At 69.6% G+C, this 19,827-nt stretch carries 18 protein-coding genes; 10 read left to right on the top strand and 8 right to left on the bottom strand.

Annotated elements, in window-relative coordinates:
* Window positions 1-58 precede the first annotated feature (58 nt).
* Window positions 59-1,387, top strand: coding sequence for a helix-turn-helix domain-containing protein (locus ABD808_RS00890; protein WP_486303651.1), 1,329 nt, complete (start codon window positions 59-61; stop codon window positions 1,385-1,387).
* A 23-nt stretch (window positions 1,388-1,410) separates the two neighbouring features.
* Here the strand turns inward: ABD808_RS00890 and msrA are convergent, their stop codons facing one another.
* Window positions 1,411-2,067 carry a peptide-methionine (S)-S-oxide reductase MsrA gene (gene msrA, locus ABD808_RS00885; RefSeq protein ID WP_344887943.1) on the bottom strand — a complete coding sequence of 219 codons (657 nt, stop codon included), beginning with the start codon at window positions 2,065-2,067 and terminating at the stop codon, window positions 1,411-1,413.
* A gap of 75 nt (window positions 2,068-2,142) precedes the next feature.
* Between msrA and rarD the strand changes: the two genes are divergently transcribed.
* The 9 genes from rarD (at window position 2,143) to ABD808_RS00840 (ending at window position 12,033) form a co-directional block, all read left to right on the top strand.
* The gene (rarD, locus tag ABD808_RS00880) at window positions 2,143-3,015 is read left to right on the top strand and encodes an EamA family transporter RarD (protein ID WP_344887941.1); all 873 of its coding nucleotides are present in this window, start codon (window positions 2,143-2,145) and stop codon (window positions 3,013-3,015) included.
* 45 nt (window positions 3,016-3,060) lie between these two features.
* On the top strand, window positions 3,061-3,414 hold the full coding sequence (locus tag ABD808_RS00875; protein WP_344887938.1) for a hypothetical protein: 354 nt from the start codon (window positions 3,061-3,063) through the stop codon (window positions 3,412-3,414).
* A gap of 322 nt (window positions 3,415-3,736) precedes the next feature.
* A complete protein-coding gene (locus ABD808_RS00870) occupies window positions 3,737-5,089 on the top strand; it encodes a cytochrome P450 (protein WP_344887935.1) in 1,353 nt (450 codons plus the stop codon).
* Window positions 5,086-6,015, top strand: coding sequence for a terpene synthase family protein (locus ABD808_RS00865; protein ID WP_344887932.1), 930 nt, complete (start codon window positions 5,086-5,088; stop codon window positions 6,013-6,015). The genes ABD808_RS00870 and ABD808_RS00865 overlap by 4 nt, the downstream gene beginning before the upstream one ends.
* Window positions 6,012-7,763 (top strand): prenyltransferase/squalene oxidase repeat-containing protein, encoded by a 1,752-nt coding sequence (locus tag ABD808_RS00860; RefSeq protein WP_344887929.1) that lies wholly within the window; start codon window positions 6,012-6,014, stop codon window positions 7,761-7,763. Before ABD808_RS00865 ends, ABD808_RS00860 begins: the two co-directional genes overlap by 4 nt.
* Before the next feature lie 329 nt (window positions 7,764-8,092).
* The gene (locus ABD808_RS00855; RefSeq protein WP_344887926.1) at window positions 8,093-10,576 is read left to right on the top strand and encodes a sensor histidine kinase; all 2,484 of its coding nucleotides are present in this window, start codon (window positions 8,093-8,095) and stop codon (window positions 10,574-10,576) included.
* A complete protein-coding gene (locus ABD808_RS00850; RefSeq protein ID WP_344887924.1) occupies window positions 10,573-10,998 on the top strand; it encodes a roadblock/LC7 domain-containing protein in 426 nt (141 codons plus the stop codon). Before ABD808_RS00855 ends, ABD808_RS00850 begins: the two co-directional genes overlap by 4 nt.
* The gene (locus ABD808_RS00845) at window positions 10,995-11,423 is read left to right on the top strand and encodes a DUF742 domain-containing protein (RefSeq protein ID WP_344887921.1); all 429 of its coding nucleotides are present in this window, start codon (window positions 10,995-10,997) and stop codon (window positions 11,421-11,423) included. Before ABD808_RS00850 ends, ABD808_RS00845 begins: the two co-directional genes overlap by 4 nt.
* Window positions 11,404-12,033: a GTP-binding protein gene (locus ABD808_RS00840; RefSeq protein WP_344887918.1), complete on the top strand. Its 630-nt coding sequence runs from the start codon at window positions 11,404-11,406 to the stop codon at window positions 12,031-12,033. The genes ABD808_RS00845 and ABD808_RS00840 overlap by 20 nt, the downstream gene beginning before the upstream one ends.
* On the opposite strand, the gene ABD808_RS00835 is transcribed toward ABD808_RS00840, so the two are convergent.
* The 7 genes from ABD808_RS00835 to ABD808_RS00805 form a co-directional block, all read right to left on the bottom strand.
* Entirely contained in the window at window positions 12,030-12,185 is a 156-nt protein-coding gene (locus tag ABD808_RS00835) for a hypothetical protein (protein WP_344887915.1), read from the bottom strand. The two genes, ABD808_RS00840 and ABD808_RS00835, sit on opposite strands and share 4 nt — an antisense overlap.
* A 43-nt stretch (window positions 12,186-12,228) precedes the next feature.
* Window positions 12,229-13,167, bottom strand: coding sequence for a polyprenyl synthetase family protein (locus ABD808_RS00830; protein ID WP_344888324.1), 939 nt, complete (start codon window positions 13,165-13,167; stop codon window positions 12,229-12,231).
* 205 nt (window positions 13,168-13,372) lie between these two features.
* Window positions 13,373-14,977 (bottom strand): NADH-quinone oxidoreductase subunit NuoN, encoded by a 1,605-nt coding sequence (gene nuoN, locus ABD808_RS00825; RefSeq protein WP_344887912.1) that lies wholly within the window; start codon window positions 14,975-14,977, stop codon window positions 13,373-13,375.
* Complete coding sequence (locus ABD808_RS00820) at window positions 14,974-16,578, bottom strand: NADH-quinone oxidoreductase subunit M (RefSeq protein ID WP_344887908.1); 1,605 nt, start codon at window positions 16,576-16,578, stop codon at window positions 14,974-14,976. The genes nuoN and ABD808_RS00820 overlap by 4 nt, the downstream gene beginning before the upstream one ends.
* Window positions 16,575-18,503 (bottom strand): NADH-quinone oxidoreductase subunit L, encoded by a 1,929-nt coding sequence (gene nuoL / locus ABD808_RS00815; RefSeq protein ID WP_344887905.1) that lies wholly within the window; start codon window positions 18,501-18,503, stop codon window positions 16,575-16,577. The genes ABD808_RS00820 and nuoL overlap by 4 nt, the downstream gene beginning before the upstream one ends.
* A gap of 9 nt (window positions 18,504-18,512) precedes the next feature.
* Complete coding sequence (gene nuoK, locus ABD808_RS00810) at window positions 18,513-18,812, bottom strand: NADH-quinone oxidoreductase subunit NuoK (protein WP_117401203.1); 300 nt, start codon at window positions 18,810-18,812, stop codon at window positions 18,513-18,515.
* On the bottom strand, window positions 18,809-19,771 hold the full coding sequence (locus ABD808_RS00805; RefSeq protein ID WP_344887898.1) for an NADH-quinone oxidoreductase subunit J: 963 nt from the start codon (window positions 19,769-19,771) through the stop codon (window positions 18,809-18,811). Before ABD808_RS00805 ends, nuoK begins: the two co-directional genes overlap by 4 nt.
* Window positions 19,772-19,827 lie beyond the last annotated feature (56 nt).

Raw genomic sequence — 19,827 nt, 5'->3', positions numbered from 1 at the left:
AGATGCACTTCCGTCGGGTGAGTGGCTGAACGGAAGCGGCACCAGGCGCCACCGTTCCATGACTTCGAGCCTGTCTTCTCACCGGATCTCCCGGAGGCACCGACCAGGGAGCCGAGGAGGGGCCAGACTGGAGAGGAAGGAGGGGGCCAGCGTGGGCGATGCGAAACGGAAGCGGTTCGGCGCGTACCTCGCACAGTTGCGCCGGGACGCGGGCAAGAGTCAGAGGCAACTCGCGGAGGCGCTGTGTCGGGCTTCCGGGACCGCGTCTGTGACACGGAACGAGGTGAGTAGGTGGGAGCGAGGCGAGCGCGTTCCCGATGGATGGCTTCCCGCCCTTTCGACGGCTTTAAGCGTTTCGCTTCGCACCCTTGAGCGTGGAGCCGCCCACGCGCGAGGCACGGATACCGGTACCGATCGGCCCAGTCCGGCCGAGGCGCTTGCCTACTTCTTGCCCGACCGGGTGGACCCCGGACCGTTGGCGAGCAACGCGGGCCGCCGGGTAGGAGCCTCCACCGCGGCCGCGCTGACCGACCGGGCGCACGGCCTACGGCTCGCCGACGACTTCATTGCCGGGGGTGATCTCCTCGTCCCCGCGCTCAGGGAGTTGGACGGAGCCGTCCGGCTCTATCGGGAGTCGACGCATTCGGAAGAGACCGGCCGTTCGCTTCTCAGCAGCATCGGAGAAATAGCGCAGATCGCCGGATGGATCGCCAGCGACGCGGGCGAGCACGACCAGGCCGAACGCGCCTACAGACTCGGCATCTCGGCCGCTAGAGAAGCCGAAGATCTCGCCCTGGTTGGCAACCTTGCGGGGAGTCTCGCCTACCAGCTCTCCAACACCGGTCGCGAAGACGCCGGGCTAGGTCTCGCCCGTGCCGCGCTGGACGAAGCAGGGTCAAGCGCCCCAGCCAAGGCCCGCGCGCTCTACCTTGACCGTGTCGCTTGGGCCCATACCAAAGCGGGCGAAGCGGGTCCGGCGATGCGGGCTCTCGGCGAGGCCCACGAGGCCATGGTCGCTGAAGACTCGCAAGAGGCCCCCGATTGGGCTTACTGGGTCTCGCCCGAGGAACTCGACGTGATGGACGCCCGCGTCTACACCGAGCTTCGGAGACCTTTGCGCGCCGTCCCGCTCCTGCAAGAGGTGCTCAGCCGTTACGACTCGACTCACACCCGTGAGCTGGCCCTCTACCTCTCGTGGCTGGCCGTCGCACTCGTGGACGCCAACGAGCCGGAGGAGGCCGCCCAGGCGGCGCGGCGGATGCTCGACCTCACAGCCGACTTCGCGAGCGACCGAACGGCCAAGCGAGCCCGGATCGTCCTCTCGAAGCTGGAGCCGTACCGGGACATCCCCGAAGTGCGCGAAGTGCTCGACGGTCACGCCGCCTAACGGTCGTTCCAGCAGGTCAGACCCTATTCGGCCGGAGCGACGCCCACGGGGCAGCTCAGCCCAGTGCCGCCGAGGCCGCAATATCCTCCGGGGTTTTTATTGGCCGAGAGGTACTGCTGGTGGTAGTGCTCGGCGTAGTAGAAGGGGGTGGCCGCGGTTATTTCGGTGGTTATGGGGCCGTAGGTGGATCTGGTGAGGACCTGTTGGTAGGCGGCTCGGGAGGCTTCGGCTTCTTTTTGTTGGGTTTCGGTGCGGTAGAAGATGGCTGAGCGGTACTGGGTGCCTACGTCGTTGCCCTGGCGCATGCCCTGGGTGGGGTCGTGGGCTTCCCAGAAGACGCGGAGGAGGTCGGTGTAGGTGATCTTGGTGGGGTCGTAGACGACGCGGACGGCTTCGGCGTGGGCGGTCTGGCCGCTGCACACCTCTTCGTAGGTGGGGTTCGGGGTGTAGCCGCCCTCGTAGCCCGCGGCGGTGGAGATCACGCCGGGGGTCTCCCAGAACTTGCGTTCGGCGCCCCAGAAGCAGCCGAGGGCGAACTCGGCGATCTCGGCGCCGTCCGGGAAGGGTGGGGCCAGCGGGGCGTCGAGGACCTCGTGGCGGGACGGGACCGGGAGCGGCTCGTCCCTGCCGGGGAGGGCCTTCTCCGGGGTCACCAGCTGGGTCTTCGCGAAGCCGAACATGTCTTCAGCGTAGCTCGCGGGTCGGGTCATGAGCGTGGATCTTTTTGGGTGATTACCTCCTGGTAAGTTGCCTTCGTGGCGAAGCGGGGGGTGGCGTTCGGGGCCGCGGCGTACGTGTTGTGGGGGTTGTTCCCGCTTTACTGGCCGCTGCTGAAGCCGGCGGGGGCCGTCGAGATCCTGGCGCACCGGATCATCTGGTCGCTGGTGGCCGTGGGCGTGGTGCTCGCGGTGCGGCGGAGCCGGGTCAGGTTGAACGCGCGGCAGGCCGTGTTGTTGGGGCTGGCGGCGGTGGTGATCAGTCTCAACTGGGGCACCTATATCTACGCCGTCAACAGCGGGCAGACGATCGAGTCCGCCCTGGGGTACTTCATCAACCCGTTGATCAGTGTGGTGTTCGGTGTGGTGATCTTTCGGGAGCGGCTGCGGGCGTGGCAGTGGTGTGCGGTGGGAGTGGGGGCGCTGGCGGTGCTCGTGCTGACCGTTGACTACGGGCGGCCTCCTTGGATCGCTCTGGTGCTTGCTTTCGCGTTCGCGATCTATGGGCTGCTCAAGAAGTTCGCCGACATGCCCTCCGCGGAAGGGCTCGCGGTGGAGACGGCTGTGTTGTTCCTGCCCACGCTGGTGTTCGTGTTGGTGTTGGAGGGACGGGGGGACGCGGCGTTCGGGCATCACGGGGTGTGGCATGCGGTGTTGCTCGCGGGGGCCGGTGTCGTTACGGCTGTGCCGCTGCTGCTGTTCAACGCGGCGGCGACGCGACTGCCGCTGACGGTCATCGGGATGTTGCAGTATCTGGCGCCCGTGTTGCAGTTCGTCATCGGGGTGGGCGTCCAGCATGAGGAGATGCCGCCGAGCCGGTGGGTCGGCTTCCTGCTGGTGTGGGGGGCGCTGGTGATGCTGACGTGGGACGGGTTGGCCGCACGTAGGGAAACCGCGCCCGAAACCGCCTAGAGAGCGCTAAAGTGCCGGACGTCGTTCGCCCGGAGGGAGTTCTCGTTGCGTCTGGTCAGCGTCGCCGTGTGGGGGACGGCACTCGTCACGGTGGGGTTGCTGGCGCCGGGAACGGGAGAGGCGACGGCGACGGGGCACGGCGTCGCGGTAAAGCCCGATGTGGCGCGGCCCGGTGAGCGGGTCGCGGTGTCCGTTCCGGGATGCGCGGGCCCGTGGTCGGTGGTGTCGGAGGCGTTCACCGGAGGGGCCGTGGACGGCGAGGCGACCGTCAAGCGCCGCGTGAAACCCCATACGTACCCGGTGGTGGCGCGCTGCGGCTCGCGACAGGTGACCGGCGAGGTTCGGGTCGCGGGACGACTCGTGTGGCCGGGCATCCTCCCTTCTGATCACCGCGACTGAAAGTAGTCGAATCGGTGGTCGACCGCCCCACCTGGGGCGACATTGTCAGGCTTCTCGACAGGGAGACAACCCGTCCAGCAAGTGATGGACGTCACCCGGAGCGGGCTGATATTTCTTACTTCACTCCCCTTGCTCGCGTTAATTGATCATGTGATACTTCCAGCGAAATATACAAATCGCCCAAGAATCACAGACGTTGACAGAAACCGCTTTTCGCCCATGTCGCTTACGCCTGCCCGGCGGACGGCGGCGGTCACGGCGGCGACAGGCGCTTTCCAACTTCGTGGGGGGCAGCCGGAAAATGTCCGTTGACGCTGGTGCCGTGCCCATCCGGAGAGCCAGAAACTTCCCTCTTTACCGCACTATCTCCCGGTTCGTCCGTGATCCACTTCGGGAGATCCTCCGCATCAGCACCGTCGCCGACGGGGAGGTGGCGCGACTCGACCTCGGCGCGTCCCGCCCGTATGTGGTGACCCATCCCGATCATGTGCAGCAGGTCCTGCGCAAGGAATCGCAGAACTTCGTCCGGGACGGCACGTTCTGGCGCCCCCTGCACGGCCTGTTCGGCGACAGCATCATGTCCGAGTACGACGAGTGGGAGCTCAGCAAGCGGATCCTGCAACCGGTCTTCTCCACCAAGACGATCAGGTCCCTCAGCGACCACATGGCGCTTGCGATCAACGACGCCGTCCGGGAGCTGGAGGCCCCCGCGCGCGAGGGCCGCCCGATCGAGGTCATGCCCGCGATGGGACGGATCGTCCACGACACCGTGATCAAGGTGCTGTTCGGCGACAAGATCCGGCAGGCGGAGGCCGACCGGCTCATCCCCGCGATGGAGCGGCTGGCGACCTCGATCGCGTTCCGGTTCCTGCTGCCGTTCGTCCCGAAGTCGATCCCGCTGCCGGGCGACCGCGCGTTCGCCGAGGGGCTGCGGGTCATGGACGAGACCCTCTACGAACTGGTCGAACGGTTCCGTTACGACGCGGGCGAGGGCTACGACATCTTCACCGCGCTGTGCAAGGCCCGGATGACCGAGGGCAGCGGCCTCGGCGACGAGTGGGTTCGCGACAACCTGCTCGCCATGTGGGCCACCAGCACGGAGACGACGACCGTGGCGCTGACCTGGCTGTGGCCGATGCTCGACGCGCGGCCCGACGTCACCGAACGGCTGACGGCGGAGGTTCGAGAGGTCGTGGGCGACGAGCCCGTCCGGCCCGACCATCTGTGGAAGCTGCCGTACGTGCGGCAGGTCGTCCAGGAACTCCTGCGCCTGTATCCGGTGGGCTGGATCTTCCCCCGGATCTCGCTCGGCGAGACGAACATCGGCGGCGTCCCGGTGAAGGCGGGGCAGACCGTACTGGTCAGCCCGTTCCTCACGCATCGCCTCGAATCGGTATGGGAACGGCCGCTGGAGTTCGACCCGGAACGGTTCACGCCGGAACGGAACCGCACGCGGCACCGCTACGCCTACTACCCCTTCGGCGGCGGCCCGCACCAGTGCATCGGACGGCACGTGTTCAACATGGAGGCCGAGTTGATCCTCACGGCCATCCTGAGCCGGTTCCGCCCGTCGCTGGTGCCGACCGACAGCCCGGTGGAGGCGCGGATCGGCGCGACGCTCCGTCCCAACCAACCCCTGCACCTGACCCTTCGTCCGGCGGGCGCGCCCCGATGACCGAGACCGCTCTGAACGAGCACACGGAGCCTCCTGATCCGGGCCATCGCCACGTCTCCTCACTGCTTTCTGGAACGATCTGCGCCGTCGCGGGCCAGTCGCAACGGCAGATGCGCGACTGGGCCGCCGACCATCCCGCCCTGTACAGCGGGAAGGCGTTCGACCCGGCGCTGTTCAGCACGCTCGCGCTGGCGGCGGCGTTCAGCGGTCCGGGGCTGGACGCGGACGCGCTGCGCATGGCCAACCGGATGTGCCTGTGGTGCTTCGGTCTCGACTGGCTGATCGACTACGTCGCGTCGTCGCGCGCCGAGGTGGAGGGACTCGTTCGCGGTTGCGCCGCTGTCGTCGACGGCGCACCCGCGGGCCCGGCCGGGTCGGTCGCCGAGGACGAACTGGCCCGTTTCCTCACCGACATCCGAGCCGAACTGGCCGCCGAACCCGCCTTCCCCCGCCTCCGGGACGTCTGGCGGGACGAGTTCCAGCGCATGCTCGACGCGATGGCCCTCGAATGGGACTGGAAGGCCGCGCGGAAGGCGGGCGAGAGCGGCCCGTCCTTCGAGGAGTATCTGGCCAACGCCGACAACCTCGGGTTCTCGGTCGTGTTCGTCTCGCACTGGATCACCAGCGGGGGCGGCGGGGACGTGTCCGCCGTCCTTGCGGCGAGCCGGGCCGTGCAGCGGGTGATCCGCCTGCTGAACGACCTCGGCACCTATGAACGCGATCTGCGGTGGGGCGACCTGAACGGCCTGCTGCTCGACGCGACGCGCGCCGACGTCCGGACGCGGATCGAGAACCTGACAGAGGAAGCGCGAGCGCTACTCCAAGACGCCGCCGCCAGCGCACCACGGCTGGCGAACTACATGGAACGGCAGATGGACTTCTGCACGGGTTTCTACGGAGTGACCGACTTCTGGGGCAGTCTGTGAGCATCGACGACCGTTGTCCGGTGGGCGCCGCCGTGCCGTCGAGTCGACGTCCACCGGCCGAGGAGCACCGTCCCGACGAACTCGCCGAGGCCGTCGCCGACCTGATCACCGGGATGGTCCTGCGGCCCTGGGGGCAGGTCTCCCCGTCGGTGTACGAGACGGGCAGGCTGGTGACGTTCGCGCCGTGGCTCAGCGGCCACGAGCGCCGCGTCTCGTTCCTGCTCGAAACGCAGCGCGCGGACGGCACGTGGGGCGGCCCCGACGACGGGTACGCGCTCGTCCCCACGCTCAGCGCGGTCGAGGCCCTGCTCTCCGAACTCGCGGGAGCCGACCGGGACGGACGGTCCGTCCAGTCGGCGCCCCTCGTCCAGTCGACGCACCTCGTCCAGTCGACGCATCTCGGCCTGGACGCGCTCATGGCGCGGATGTGCGGCCCGTCGGCGCCCGACCTGGACGTCCCCGACCTGCCCGCCATCGAGCTCATCGCGCCCGACCTGGCCGGGCGGATCAACGCCTCGCTGGCGCGCATGCGCGAGCGTCCCGTGCCGGGGCTCACCGACTGGGCGGACCGCGAGCTGGGCCCCCCGGGCGGGCTGGGCGGCGTGAAGCTGGAGGCCGTGCGGGCCCTGCTCACCTCCGGCGCGGACGTGCCGAAGAAGCTGACGCACGCGCTGGAGATCGCCGGGGACGACGCCGCGGGGGCGCCGTGGCTCAGCCCCGAGCGGACCGGCACGATCGGGGCCTCCCCCGCCGCGACGGCCGCGTGGCTGGGCGCGCGGGGCGCGAGCGACCGGGGCGATCCCGCCCGCTGGTACCTGGAGACCGTGGTGGAACAGCACGGCGGTCCGGTGCCGTGCGGTTTCCCGCTGACGATGTTCGAGCGGGGCTGGGTTCTGGCGTGGCTGATGCGCGCGGGCGTGCCGGTCACCGTGCCGCCGCAGCTCGTCCTCAGCCTGACCGCGCCGATCGGCCCGGCGGGCACCCCGGCCGCGGACGGCCTGCCCGCCGACGCCGACACCACCGCGGGAACGATGTACGCGCTGGCGCTGCTCGGCGCGCCCCGTCCGCCGGACCCGCTCTACCGCTATGAGATGGACGATCACTTCTGCACCTGGCAGGGCGAGGACGGCGCGTCGGTCACGACGAACGCGCACGTCCTGGAGGCGTTCGGGCAGTACCTCCGGGCGGAGACCGGCAACCACATCGCAACCGGCCGCTATGCCGCGACCGTGGCGAAGGTCGCCAGGTGGCTGATGGCACAACAGGCGGCGGACGGAAGCTGGTCGGACCGGTGGCACGCTTCCCCGTACTACGCGACGGCGTGCAGCGCGATCGCGCTGGCCGGGTTCGGCGGGGCCTACTCGGCTACGGCGGTCGCCGCCGCCCGGCGCTGGCTCCTCGACTCGCAGCGGCAGGACGGGTCGTGGGGGCACTGGGAGGGAACCTCGGAGGAGACGGCCTACGCGGTGCAGACGCTCCTGCTCACCGACAACGCGCCGGACGCCGAGGTCCGGGCCGCCGTCTCGCGCGCCGTCCCGCACCTGGAACGTTCGCTGGCCGAACCGGAGGACGGGACGCGCGACGAGCCCCCGCTGTGGCACGACAAGGATCTGTACCGGCCCTCGGCGATCGTCCGGGCGGCGGTCCTGTGCGCCCTGCACCTCGTCCGGACGATGCCGGACGGCGCCGACGCGGACGGCCGCGGCAGGGGCATGGGCGGCGGCATGGCGCTCGGCTCCGCCAGATGATCTTCTAAGAGATCCGGCAAAGTGAATTGCACCACATCCAAGGAACCCGACACCCGCCTCAAAAGCGACGTTAACGCTCCCCGTTGACGATTCACCTTGAGGGGTTATGTTCATGTTGCTAGTCTTCTACGCCGTACGGAAGGCGGCTATCCGTCGCCCTGCACCCACCACCTCGCGCGGTCCGCATCGGCTTATCCAGACAGAGCGGGTTGCCAGCCAATTCACGTATTGTTGGGGCGATTGTAATGCGCTTCCGCAACACGCGCCTGAGAACCAAGATCACGGCACTGTTGCTTTCCCTCATTGCCCTCTGGGTCTTCGCCGCATGGGTGACCCTGCGAGAAGGGGTCAATCTGCTCGGCGTCAGCGCGCTGGACAGGGCCCTGGCACAACCCACCGACCCGCTGCTCGCGGAGCTTCAGCGCGAGCGCAGACTGTCCATGGTCCAGATGACCAGGCCCAGCGCCGCCGCGAGTTCCGCGTTGAACGCGCAGCGCGCCAGGACGAACGAGACACGCGACGAAGCGGTCCGACGCGCCCGTGGAAGCAGCGTCCACCGGTTCGGCGGGGACGTCCTCGAACGACGCGTCGACCAGATGCTCGACCAGTTGGCACTGGTCGACGCGACCCGTCGCGCGGTCGACACCAGGTCCGTCGACCGTAGCCGTGTCGCGGGCAGATATTCCGAGGTCGTGGAGTCCATTTTCCGGGTCTACGATTCGCTCGCGACGCTGGACGACAAGGATTTCGCCCGCGACACCCGGACGCTTCTCGAACTCAACCGCATGTGGGAACTGCTCTCCCAGGAAGACGCATTGATGGCGGGTGTCCTCACCGCCGGTCGCGTCACCCCGGCGGAGTTGATCACCTTCACCCAGACGGTCGGCAGCAGGCGCCACAACACCGCGCAGGCGCTCATCGACATTCAGGGCTCCGATCCGGCGCTGTATCGGGATCTGACGAAAAACGCCAAGTTCACGCAGATCCAGGCGCTCGAAGACAAGATCATGGAGAATCGGCGGCCCGCGAAGACGACCCAGCGGGTCCGCGCGGCGGCGCGGCCTCCGGTGACCGCCGACGAGTGGAACGCGGCGGCCGAACTCGGGCTGTCCGAGATGCGCACCCAGATCCAGGCGTCCGGTGACCGGCTCGTGGATCGGGCCAAGCCCATCGCCATGGGCGTCATCCTCCGGCTGCTGCTCGCCGGTGGGCTCGGGCTGCTCGCGGTCATCACCTCGATCATCGTGTCGATCACCACCGCCCGCGCGCTGGTGCGGCAGCTCGAACGGCTGCGCAACGCGGCCTGGGAGCTGGCCGAGCAGCGGCTGCCCGGCGTCGTCGAACGGCTCGGGCACGGTGAGAAGGTGGACGTCGCGGTCGAGGCGCCGCCGCTGGAGTTCGGCTCCGACGAGATCGGGCAGGTGGGACGGGCGTTCAACGCCGTCCAGGAGACCGCGGTCCGCACCGCCGTCGAGCAGGCCGAGCTGCGCCGCGGCATCCGCGACGTCCTGCTCAGCCTGGCCCGCCGCACCCAGACCCTCGTGCACCGGCAGCTGACCATGCTCGACACGATGGAGCGCCGCCGCGACATCGAGGTCAAGGAGCTGGAGGAGCTGTTCCGGCTCGACCACCTCGCGACCCGGATGCGGCGCAACGCCGAGAACCTGATCGTGCTGTCCGGGGCGCTGCCCGCCCGTGGCTGGCGCAACTCCGTCCCGATGGTGGACGTCGTCCGCGCCGCCGTCGGCGAGGTCGAGGACTACACCCGCGTCACCGTCCTGCCGTTCGGGCCGGTCGAGCTGGCCGGACGCGCGGTCGGCGACCTCACCCACCTGCTCGCCGAGCTGATCGAGAACGCCGTGTCGTTCTCCCCGCCCGACACCATCGTGCAGGTCGGCGGGCACATGGTCGCCAGCGGCTTCGCCATCGACGTCGAGGACCGCGGGCTCGGCATGACCGACGAGAAACTCGTCGAGATCAACGGGCGGATCGCCGACCCGCCCGACTTCAACCTACAGAGCTCCGTCCAGCTCGGCCTGTTCGTCGTCAGCAAGCTCGCGGAACGCTACAACGTGCAGATCTCGCTGAAGCGCTCCGCCTACGGCGGGACCACGGCCGTCATCGTCGTCCCCCGGGACCTGATCACCGAGGGGACGCCGGAGCCCGTCGCCACCACCACGACCCGCAACGGGCTGGAGGTGCGCCGTCCCGCCGCGGTCGGCGCCGCCCCCGCGAACGGCCGTTCCGGGGCGTCCGGTCCGCTGTCGCTCGGCCCCGGGGCACCCGCCTCGGCACCGACCGGGCCCACGGCGACGCTTCCGTCGCGTCCGCCGTCTCCGAGCGCGGAACTGGGTGGACCTGCGCTGGTGGCAGTGCCGCCGCACACCGGAGACCTCCACGAGGTCGGCGACGCGCCCGGCGAGGCGGAGCTGCCCACGCCGCCCGCGCCGCCTTCGCCGCGCAAGTCGTATGAGGGGCCGCACGACGGGCCCGTGGACGAGCCCCCCGCGAGCGGCGAGCTTCCCGAATCCCCTCAGCCGGAGGACGTGCCGCCCGTGCCCGACACCCCGACCACCCCGTCCGGGCTGCCCGTCCGCGTGCCGCAGGCGAACCTCGCGGAACCCCTGCGCACCGACGAGCCGGCCGCCACCGAGGAACCGCGAGAACGGGACGACACCGTCCGCTCCCCCGCGGAGATCAAGCGGATCATGGGCTCCTACCAGCGCGGCACCCGGCAGGGCCGCTCCGACGCGGCGCTGCCGCGCGGGGACGGGCCCGGCACCGGTGCGGCGGAAGGCGAGGAAGAGCAGTGACGCAGAAGACCGGTACCACCTCCGATCTGGGCTGGCTGCTGGACGACCTCGTCCACCGGCTCCCGCACGCCCGCAGCGCGGTCGTGCTGTCGGCGGACGGGCTGCTCATGGCGTCGTCCGAGGGTGTGACGCAGGACGACGGCGAGCACCTCGCCGCCGTCGCCGCCGGGATCCAGAGCCTCGCCAAGGGCGCGGGCACCCGCTTCGGCGGCGGGCCCGTCCGGCAGACGATCGTGGAGATGCAGTCGGCCTACCTGCTGGTGACGGTCGCCGGGAAGGGCGCCTGCCTCGCGGTGCTGGCCGAGGAGGACGCCGACGTGGGCCTGGCCGCCTACGAGATGGCGATGCTCGTCACCGCGCTCGGCCACCATCTCACCTCACCGTCGCGGTCGGAGTCGGCCCCCGAGGGGCACCCGGCATGATGCCTCCCGAGGATCCGGCGCTCGGGTATCCGCGGGAGGATCCCTCGGCCCCGCGTCCGGGACATGACCGGTATCTCGACGAGCACGCCGGTCCGATGGTGCGGCCCTACGTGATGACCAGTGGCCGCATCGAACCCACCCGGGGCAAGTTCGACCTCATCACGCTCGTGGCGGCGGTCGGCCCCGAACCCGAGGGTTCGGTCGGGCTGGGGCCGGAGCATCTGGCGATCATCCGGCTGTGCCAGAACGTGATGTCGGTCGCCGAGGTGACCGGCCATCTCGATCTTCCCGTCGCGACGGTGCGGGTGATGCTCGGGGACCTGCTCGACAAGGGGTTCGTCTCCCTCCAGGAACCCGAACCTGAGGCGGACATGCACGACATCAGGCTCTACAAGGCGGTGATCGATGGTCTCCGGGCCCTCTAGGCGCGACGCACCGGCCCGCGGTCCGCGCGCGCGGCGGCTTCCCACCGCGGTGAAGATCGTGATCGCGGGCGGCTTCGGCGTCGGCAAGACCACGATGGTGGGGACGGTCTCCGAGACGCGGCCGCTGCGCACCGAGGAACTCCTCACCGACCAGAGCGTCGGCGTCGACGACGTCGCCGGGGTGGAACGCAAGGACACCACCACCGTCGCGATGGACTTCGGGCGCATCACGATGCGGGACGAGTACGTCCTCTACCTGTTCGGCACCCCCGGGCAGCAGCGCTTCTGGTTCATGTGGGACGAGGTCGCCATCGGCGCGCTCGGCGGCGTCGTCCTCGCCGACACGCGCCGCCTGTCGGACTGCTTCCCCTCGGTCGACTACTTCGAGCGCCGCAAGACGCCGTTCGTCGTGGCCGTCAACTGTTTCGAGGGCGCCAAGCAGTACGACCTCACGGAGATCGAGATGGCCCTGAACCTGGGCCCGAGGGTCCCGGTGATGCTCTGCGACGCCCGCGAGCTGGACTCCTGCAAGCAGGTGCTCATCGACCTCGTCCTGCACGCCATGAAGTACCGCGGCCTAACCGGCGAACCCCAAACCCAGAACGCCTAGACGAAGACCACGTCGCCGCGGGCGTGGCGGCGGGCGGTCGGGACGCACAGCGGCATCGCGCCCCGCCCGGCGGCGACCATGGCCATGACCATGGCCTCCTGGATCGTGCTGACGGTGGGGCCGGACGGGATGTCCCGGCCGTCCGGCGTCACCGATGGCGACTGCGTCTCGCGCCAGTAGCGCGGGCCGGTGACGCTAGCCGGTCCGGGTGATCACGTAGTCGCAGAGGTGGGTGAGGGCCTCGCGCGCCGGGATCTCGGGGAGGGTGAGCAGTTCGCGGCGGGCCTCGTCGGACCAGCGGTGCAGGTCGGCGCGGGCCCGGTCCATGGCCGGGTGGGCGCGCAGGAGGGCCAGGGCCTCGGCGTGCAGCGCGTCGTCGGTCAGGTCCTGGACGAGCAGCCCACGGAGCCGGACGTCGTCCGCGTCACCCGAGCCGACACCCGCCAGAACGTGGTGCATGGGGAGGGTGCGGATGCCCTCACGGAGGTCGGTGCCGGGGGTCTTGCCCGACTCCTCCGCCTCGGACGCGATGTCGAGGATGTCGTCCGACAGCTGGAACGCGACCCCGATCTTCTCGCACGCGGACGTGACCGTCCGCACCGTCTGCGGCGAGGCACCCGCGAGGAGCGCGCCGAAATGGCCGGAGACGGCGATCAGCGAGCCGGTCTTGTCGGCGACGACCTGGAGGTAGTGCTCCAGCTGGTCGGCGCCCGGACGAGGCCCGACCGTCTCCTGGATCTGGCCGCGGACGAGACGCCCGAACGCCCGCGCCTGGATCCGGACGGCGTCAGGCCCGAGATCGGCGAGCAGGTCGGACGCCCGCGCGAACAGGTAGTCGCCGGTGAGGATCGCGACGGTGTTCGTCCAGCGCGAGTTCGCGGACTGCTGGCCGCGCCGGACGGTCGCCTCGTCCATCACGTCGTCGTGGTACAGGGTGCCGAGGTGCGTCAGCTCGACGACGACCGCCGCGGGCACGATGCCCGGGGCGGACGGGTCGCCGAAGTGCGAGGCCAGCAACACCAGCATCGGCCGGAACCGCTTGCCGCCCGCCTCCACCAGATGCTTGGAGGCATCCGAGAGCAGCGGGTCCTCACCGCGCACGCAGTCGAGCAGGAGGGCCTCGACCTCGGCCAGGCGCTCCCTGGCATCCGCCGCGAGGCCCGCGTCGAGGGAAAGGCCGAACGGGCCCGCCTCCTGCGGGGGGGCGACACCCCGTCCCCCCCGAGTGGGTCGACCGTCCCGGCCCCCGCCACTCCGCCGGCGCTCCGTTCCGGAGACCGGGCCGGTCTCCGCCGGCCCGCCGGGCTTCTCCTTGGACGGGTTGCTCACCCAGGTCTCCCTACCGCACGAACATGTGAGTCGTGGCCTGCCCCGCCAGATCCAGCACGGGCTGTGGGAGCACGCCGAGTACCACAGTAGCCGTCACGCCGAGCGCGACGGCGACCGCGGTCGCCGGGCCCGCCACGACGACGGGGCCGTCCGCGTCCGGCTCGCTGAAGAACATGACGACGATCACACGGACGTAGAAGAACGCGGCGACCGCGGACGAGATGACCGCGACGATCACCAGCGGCGTCGCGCCCTCCTCGACGGCGGCCTTGAACACCGCGAACTTCCCGGTGAACCCGCTGGTCAGCGGGATACCGGCGAACGCCAGCAGGAAGAAGGCGAACGCGCCCGCGACGACCGGGGAGCGCTTGCCGAGCCCCGCCCACCGCGACAGGTGGCCCGCCTCGCCGCCCGCGTCCCGCACCATCGTGACGACGGCGAACGCGCCGACGGAGGTGAACCCGTAGGCGAGCAGGTAGAACAGCGTGCTGGACAGGCCGTCGGGGGACGCGGCGATCACGCCCATGAGCAGGAAGCCCGCGTGCGCGATCGACGAGTAGGCCAGCATCCGCTTGATGTCGGTCTGGGTGATCGCGATGATCGACCCGATCGCCATGGTGAGGATGGCGACGCCCCACATGAACGGCCGCCAGTCCCATTCGAGGGTCTCGAACACGACGTAGTAGACGCGCAGGATCGCGCCGAACGCGGACACGACCGTGCAGGACGCCATCAGCGCCGTGATCGGCGTGGGGGCGCCCTGGTACACGTCCGGCTTCCACATGTGGAACGGGACGCCGCCGAGCTTGAACAGCAGCCCGACCGACAGCAGCGCGACACCCGCGAGCAGCAGCGTCTCGTTGCCCGCGTCCTTGCCGATCTGGGTGGAGATGTCCGACAGCCGCACCGACCCGGAGTACCCGTACAGCAGCGCCGCGCCGTACAGGAAGAACGCCGAGGAGAACGCGCCGAGCAGGAAGTACTTGACCGCGGCCTCCTGCGACAGCAGCCGCCTACGGCGGGCCAGCCCGCACAGCAGGTACAGCGGCAGCGACAGGACCTCCAGCGCCACGAACATCGTGAGCAGGTCGTTCGCGGCGGGGAACATCAGCATGCCGCCGACCGCGAACATCATCAGCGGGAACACCTCGGTCTGGGTGATCCCCGCCTCGGTGGTGCGCTGCTCCGCCTCGCTGCCCGGCAGCGCGGACGCCTGGGCGGCGAAATGCCCGCCGACCGCGCCCCGGCCGTCGCCGCGCTCGGAGATCAGCAGCAGGCTCAGCAACGCCAGCAACAGGATGGTGCCCTGGAGGAACAGGGTCGGACCGTCCACGCCGAGGGCGCCCTCGGCGGCGACATGGTGCGGGTCGTCGCGCCACGCCAGGGCGACCGTCCAGGCGAACGCCCCGGCGAGGCCGAGGAACGCCAGCGGAACCTGGAGGTAGTAGCGCGCCCTGCGACCGACGAACGCCTCGACCAGCACTCCCGCCACGGCGACGCCGAAGACCACGAGCATCGGCGCGATCTGCCCGTACTCGATGTGCGGCGCGGGGATGTCACCCCCCTGCGCGAGAACGGCGCCTACCTGGGCGCTCGCTTGACCGCCGGTGTTCATGGACGAGCTCCGTTCTCGGCGACTTCACCGGTGATGTCCGGCGCCGGGTCGTGCTTGTCGACCCGGGCGAGGGTCTCCTTCACCGAAGGGTTGATCACGTGCAGCACCGGCTGCGGGAAGACGCCCATCGCCACGATGATCGCGATGATCGGGGCGACGGCCCACTTCTCCCGGGCGCTGAGGTCCTTCATGCCCTCGACGGCCGGTGCCTTCGGGCCGCCCATGGTCCGCTGGTACATCCACAGGATGTAGATCGCGGCGAGGACGACGCCGCTGACGGCGAGCGCGCCCGCCCACTCGTAGCGCTCGAACGTCCCGACGATCACGAGGAACTCCGAGACGAATGTGGACAGGCCGGGCAGTGACAGCCCGGACAGGCCCGCGACGAGGAACAGTCCGGCGAGGACGGGCGCCGCCTTCTGCACCCCGCCGAAGTCGGAGATCTTCGCCGACTTCCGCCGGACGATCATGAAGCCGATGATCAGGAACAGCGCGCCGGTGGAGAACCCGTGGTTCACCATGTACAGCGTCGCGCCGGACTGGCCCTGCGACGTCATCGCGAAGATGCCGAGCACGATGAACCCGAAGTGCGACACCGACGTGTAGGCGACGAGCCGCTTCAGGTCGACCTGCCCGATCGCGAGGATCGCGCCGTAGATGATGCTGAGCACCGCGAACGCGAGCACGACCGGAGTCGCCCACTTCGCCGCGCCGGGGAACAGCTCCAGGCAGAACCGCAGCATGCCGTACGTGCCGACCTTGTCCAGGACGCCGACGATCAGCACCAGCGCCCCGGGCGGGGACTGCTGCGCCGCGTCCGGCAGCCAGGTGTGCACCGGCACCATCGGCGCCTTGATCGCGAACGCGACGAAGAAGCCGAGGAACAGCCACTTCGCGGTCGTCGGGTCGATGTTCATCTTCGACAGCTCGTCGAACATGAACGTGCCGTGGCCGAGTCCGCCGTCGTCGACCGACTTGGCCGACAGCGGGTACAGCCAGATCACCGCGACGAGCATCAGCAGCCCGCCGAACAGCGAGTACAGCAGGAACTTCACCGCGGCGTAGGAGCGCTGCGGGCCGCCGTAGTACCCGATGATGAAGTACACCGGGATCAGCATCGCCTCGAAGAAGACGTAGAACAGGAACACGTCCGTCGCGGCGAACACGCCGATCATCGCGGCTTCGAGCGACAGCAGCAGCGCGAAGTACGTCTTCACCGACCGCTTCGCCGGGACGTCGACGCCGCCGGAGCGGTCGGCCTCCGTCCAGGACGCCAGCATGACCAGCGGGACGAGGATCACCGACAGCAGGATCAGCACCAGCGCGACACCGTCGACGCCGACCGCCCAGTGGACCCCGAACTCCTTGATCCACCAGTACTTCTCGTCGTACTGGAAGCGGGCTGTGCCCATTCCACCGCCCGAACCTGCCTCCGCGTCGAACCCGGCCGCCATGACGCAGGCGAGGACCGCGACGACGAGGGAGACGCCGAGCGCGAACCACTTGACGGCGGCCTCCCGCTCGCGCGGGATGACGCTGAGCAGCACCGCGCCCACCAGTGGCAGCGCGATGAGGACGCTCAGCCAGGGAAAGTCGCTCATGAAACGTTCACCACCAGGAGCGTCGCGACCACGAGGGCGGCGCCGCAGAACATTGAGAGGGCGTAGGAGCGGGCGAAGCCCGTCTGGACGCGGCGGAACCGGCCGGACGTCCCGCCGATCCCGGCGGCGGTGCCGTTGACGGCGCCGTCCACGCCCCGGCCGTCGAACCAGACGGCGAGGCGGGTCAGCCACTGCCCGGGACGCATCAGCAGCGACTCGTTGATCGCGTCGCCGTACAGGTCCTTGCGGGCCGCGACGGTGACGAACGAGCCCTTCGGCGCCTCACGCGGCACCTTCCGGGCGCCGTACTGCCGCCACGCGATCGCCACCCCGATGACCATCAGCACGAACGTGGCGATGCCCGCCATGCCGAGCGGTTTGAACTCGTGTTCGTGCGCGGGCGCCCCGACGACCGGTTCGAGGAAGTCGGAGAACCCTCCGAGGATGAGGAACCCGCCCGCGAACACCGACCCGACGGCCAGCAGCATCAGCGGCCACGTCATGACGGCCGGGGACTCGTGCGGGTGGACCGCGTCATCGCCGCTGTCCGCCCAGCGCTTCTCACCGAAGAACGTCATGAACATGACGCGCGACATGTAGTACGCGGTGATCCCGGCGCCGATCAGGGCGCAGGAGCCGAGGATCGCGCCGGACGTGCCGCCCTTGTCGTAGGCGGCCTCGATGATGCCGTCCTTGGTGAACCAGCCGGACAGCCCCGGGAACCCGATGATGGCGAGATACCCGAGCCCGAACGTCGCGTACGTGATGAACATGACCGTGCGCAGCGCGCCGTAGTGGCGCATGTTCACGTCGTCCTTCATCCCGTGCATGACGGAACCGGCGCCGAGGAACAGGCCCGCCTTGAAGAAGCCGTGCGCGATGAGGTGCGCGATGGCGAACACGTACCCGGGTTTGCCGAGACCGGCGGCGAGGTGCATGTAGCCGATCTGCGACATCGTCGACCCGGCGAGGGCCTTCTTGATGTCGTCCTTGCCGCACCCGATGATCGCGCCGAACAGCAGCGTGGCCGCGCCGACGATCGTCACCACCAGCTGCGCGGTGTCGGACATCTCGAAGATCGGCCCGGCCCGGACGATCAGGTACACCCCGGCCGTCACCATGGTCGCGGCGTGGATGAGCGCCGACACGGGGGTCGGGCCCTCCATCGCGTCCAGCAGCCACGACTGGAGCGGGAGCTGCGCCGACTTGCCGCACGCACCGAGCAGGAGCAGCAGCCCGATCGCGGTGGCGGTGCCGGTGCTGAGCTGGGCCGCGAGGCCCACGTGCTCGGCGCCCGTGCCGAGGATCTGGTCGTAGCCGACCGTCCCGAACGTGGAGAACATGAGCGCGATCGCGATGATCAGCCCCATGTCGCCGACGCGGTTGACGACGAACGCCTTCTTCGCGGCGGTCGCCGCCGTCGGCTTGTACTGCCAGAACCCGATCAGCAGGTACGAGGCGAGGCCCACGCCCTCCCAGCCGAGGAACATGACCAGGAAGTTGTCGCCGAGCACCAGCAGCAGCATCGCCGCGACGAACAGGTTCAGGTAGGCGAAGAACTTGCGCCGCTCGGGGTCCTCGGCCATGTAGCCGATGGAGTAGATGTGGATCAGCGACCCGACCCCGGTGATCAGCAGGACGAAGCTGATGGACAGCGGGTCCACCAGCAGGTCCATGCCGACCTTGAACGAGCCGACGTCGATGAAGTCCCACAGGTGCAGGGTGCGGCGCCGTTCCTCGGCCTCGTACCCGAGCATCTGGACGAACATCGCCGCGCCGACCGCGAACGACGCGATCGACATGGTGACGCCGAGCAGATGCCCCCACCGGTCGGTGCGCCTACCTCCCAGCAGGAGGATCGCGGCGCCCGCTAGCGGGAGCGCGATGAGGAGCCAGGACGCCGCCTGGATGCCTTCCGCTTTCATTTCCGCCTCTCAGTACTTCAGCAGGTTCACGTCGTCCACCGACGACGACCTGCGGGTCCGGAAGACGGTCATGATGATCGCCAGGCCCACCACGACCTCCGCCGCGGCCACCACCATCACGAAGAACGCGATGATCTGGCCGTCGAGGTTGCCGTGCATGCGGGAGAACGACACGAACGCCAGGTTCGTCGCGTTCAGCATCAGCTCGACGCACATGAACACCACGATCGCGTTGCGCCGCACAAGGACGCCGAGCGCTCCGATGGTGAACAGGATCGCCGAGAGCGCCAGGTAGTGACCCGGACTCATTGACCAGCCTCGCCTTCACGCTGGGGAGAGGAGCCCCCTGCTTGGCCCCGGGGGGTGTGGGGGGTCGTCCCCCCACCCGAGAGCGTCCCGGACTTGACGACGCGTGCCTCGGCGTCGGCGTCCTTCGCCTCCTCGGTCGCGGCCCTGACCGCGCGCACGTCGCGGGCGACCGCCTCCTCCTCGGTGCCGCCGTACAGGTCGGCGTGCCGCTCCGCCGTGTCGGTGCGGGCGGCGATGACCGGGTTGACCGACAGCTCGGACGGCGTCCCGTCGGGCAGCAGCGCCGGCATGTCGACGGCGTTGTGCCGGGCGTAGGTGCCGGGTCCGGGCAGCGGCCCCGGGTGGTCGCCGGACAGGAACCGTCCCTTGGACAGGTCCTTCTGCGTCGGCTTCGGCTCCGTCCGCTCCCGGTGCGCCAGCACCATCGCGCCCAGCGCCGCGGTGATCAGCAGGGCGCTGGTCGCCTCGAACGCGAACACGTACTTGGAGAACAGCAGCCGGGCCAGGCCGATGACGTTGCCCTCGGAGTTCGCCTGGTCCAGGCCGGCCGAGTCGTCGAGCGCGGCGTTCCCGAGCCCGATCGTCAGCAGGACGACGAACCCGATCGCGGCGACGACCGCCCAGAAGCGCTGGCCCCGGATCGTCTCCACCAGCGAGTCGGTGGAGCTGACCCCGACGAGCATCAGCACGAACAGGAACAGCATCAGCACCGCGCCGGTGTACACGATGACCTGGACGAACGCCAGGAACGGCGCGTTCTGGATCGCGTACAACGCGGCCAGCGACAGCATCACGGTCGCCAGCAGCAGCGCCGAGTGCACCGCCTTCCGCACGAAGATCATGCCGAGCGCGGCGCAGACGGAGACCACGGCGAGCAGCCAGAAGAAGAACGGCTCGCCGGACTGCTTGTCGGCCACCTCGGCGAGAACCGGGGACGCGAGCACGTGAGCGGAGGTCACTTCTTCTCACCGCCCCTGCGCTTCGCCTTCTCGCGCTTGACGGCCTGGTCGACGCC

The sequence above is a fragment of the Actinomadura meridiana genome, assembly GCF_039537545.1.
Taxonomy (GTDB): domain Bacteria; phylum Actinomycetota; class Actinomycetes; order Streptosporangiales; family Streptosporangiaceae; genus Spirillospora; species Spirillospora meridiana.
Note: the sequence above shows the minus strand (reverse complement) of the source record. Positions and strands in the feature narration are given on the sequence as shown.

Coding starts and splice junctions, on each gene's coding strand:
- ABD808_RS00865 (WP_344887932.1), top strand. CDS start 5,086: ATGACCGAGACCGCTCTGAACGAGCACACGGAGCCTCCTGATCCGGGC.
- msrA (WP_344887943.1), bottom strand. CDS start 2,067: ATGTTCGGCTTCGCGAAGACCCAGCTGGTGACCCCGGAGAAGGCCCTC.
- ABD808_RS00840 (WP_344887918.1), top strand. CDS start 11,404: ATGGTCTCCGGGCCCTCTAGGCGCGACGCACCGGCCCGCGGTCCGCGC.
- ABD808_RS00890 (WP_486303651.1), top strand. CDS start 59: ATGACTTCGAGCCTGTCTTCTCACCGGATCTCCCGGAGGCACCGACCA.
- nuoK (WP_117401203.1), bottom strand. CDS start 18,812: ATGAGTCCGGGTCACTACCTGGCGCTCTCGGCGATCCTGTTCACCATC.
- ABD808_RS00820 (WP_344887908.1), bottom strand. CDS start 16,578: ATGAGCGACTTTCCCTGGCTGAGCGTCCTCATCGCGCTGCCACTGGTG.
- ABD808_RS00845 (WP_344887921.1), top strand. CDS start 10,995: ATGATGCCTCCCGAGGATCCGGCGCTCGGGTATCCGCGGGAGGATCCC.
- nuoL (WP_344887905.1), bottom strand. CDS start 18,503: ATGAAAGCGGAAGGCATCCAGGCGGCGTCCTGGCTCCTCATCGCGCTC.
- nuoN (WP_344887912.1), bottom strand. CDS start 14,977: ATGAACACCGGCGGTCAAGCGAGCGCCCAGGTAGGCGCCGTTCTCGCG.